Raw genomic sequence first — 1,898 nt, forward strand, 5'->3', positions numbered from 1 at the left:
CTCAAGAGCAGTCGGACTCATATCGATTTTGGATTTTGGATTTTAGATTTTGGATTTTAGAGGGGGCTTACGCACGAAGCGTGAAAGATCCAGTCTTACATTGTGACATTTTTTGATGGCGTCGCGACAGAAATCAAAGTTATGGGTAGGGCAAAAGAAACCACGAACTCTAAACTTCTGAATTCTCCTCATTTAATTTGATTGTCGCATCCCAAAAACGAGAAGGGATAGGACTATCTACCTTTGTTGGGGGAATGTTATCCAGTTCGTCTGTTGCCATATCAGATCTATTTGTTGCATTCTGATTTGTGGTTTCCCTGCTTAAAATCGATCGCTCCAAACTATTGAGATCCTTTAATACTGCTGCTGCTGACTGATACCTGTCGCTGAAATGATAAGACACCATCCGATCCAAAATATCGGCAAATTGCTCGCTCACATTCGCTAAAGAACGCCAAATGACAGCACCCGTGTCGCGATCGAGGGGCAAACAGTGGGGCGAAATACCTGTCAGCGCCTGAATTCCAATCATCCCGACTGCATAGATATCGCTGGCGGGACGCGGGTGTCCCGCCAACTGTTCCGGCGGTGCATAGCCTCGCGTGCCGATCGCTACTGTCTGGTGTTCTGTATCGTCACCCGAATGTGGCTGCATCTGCTTAACTGCACCAAAATCAATCAAAACCAATTGTTCATCTTCTTTTCTTCTAATGATATTGCTGGGTTTGATATCGCGGTGGATGACTTGGTTTTGGTGAATAAAAGCCAGAATATCCAAAATTCCTTTGAGTAAATCAACTACTACATATTCGCTCAGGCGCTTATCTGTTGGTAGTTCTTCACTTAGCGCCATTCCTTCTATATATTCTTCAACTAAATAGAACTCTTCTTTTTCTGGAAAGTAAGCTAGCAGTTGGGGAATCTGACTGTGCTGGCCCAAAACTTCTAAAATTTTGGCTTCTGTCTCAAATAAACGCTTTGCAACTTTCAAAAATTTATCATCTCGCCGCGCTGGCATTAAGCGCTTGACCACACAAATTGGTTTTCCGGGACGCTTGATATCCTCTGCCAGATAAGTTTGCCCGAATCCTCCTTGAGCGAGTACTTTGACGATTTTGTAGCGCCCGTCTAAGAGGGATGAAAAGTAGAACGGTTCGGGTTGGGAAGCGGATGTTTCTGAGAGTGAGGTAACAGGAACTGTAGCAGATGAAGGTAGAGGAAGAGTTATTTCTTGGGTGTGAGGAATAGTGGCAGATGATGCGGCGGTATTGTATTTGAGCATCGTTGTCAGCAGCACGATCGTATCTTCTTGTTGTGCTGTCAGGTGGGCGATTTTTTGCTGCTGCTTGTGCATTTGATAAGCAGCATATACTACCACGCTTGCACCTGTCCCGATCAACCCCAGCCCTGGCGCTACGATCGGTATCCATGCAGAATATATCAATAACCCGTAGCAAACTCCTCCCAGAAGGCCGATCGCTCCCAGCCCAGACAATCCCAGCCATAGAGGATGCCGCAATTTCCAAGCACCCAAACCACCTATTATGGCCCAACCGCAAATCCACAGCGCTTCACCCCACCAAGGCATATACCATATAATGCTTCTTTTGTCAAGAGCAGCACTGAGGATTTGGCTGACTATTTGGGCGTGGACTACCACTCCCGGCATTTTCGCATCTTGGGGTCTGGCGGCGCTGAAAGGTGTGTAGAAAGCATCGTCGATACTGGGTGCTTGTACGCCGATTAACACAACGCGATCGCGCACCCATTCCGGCGGGACTCGATCGTTGAGAACTTGGCTGAGAGTGACTTCCTGGGTAGCTTTTTCGGATGAGCGGTAATTGAGCAGAATTTGATAACCTGCGGCATCTGCTCGTTGATAACCGCCGGCATCCGGC

At 47.2% G+C, this 1,898-nt stretch carries 1 protein-coding gene; it reads right to left on the bottom strand.

All coding sequences use genetic code 11. The features are described 5' to 3' along the window. Nucleotides 1-169: 169 nt before the first annotated feature. A partial coding sequence (locus H6S82_RS31510; protein WP_191057362.1) for a CHASE2 domain-containing serine/threonine-protein kinase occupies nucleotides 170-1,898 on the bottom strand: 1,729 nt, incomplete at its 5' end.

It is taken from the genome of Planktothrix sp. FACHB-1355, from assembly GCF_014748295.1.
Taxonomy (GTDB): domain Bacteria; phylum Cyanobacteriota; class Cyanobacteriia; order Cyanobacteriales; family Aerosakkonemataceae; genus Aerosakkonema; species Aerosakkonema funiforme_A.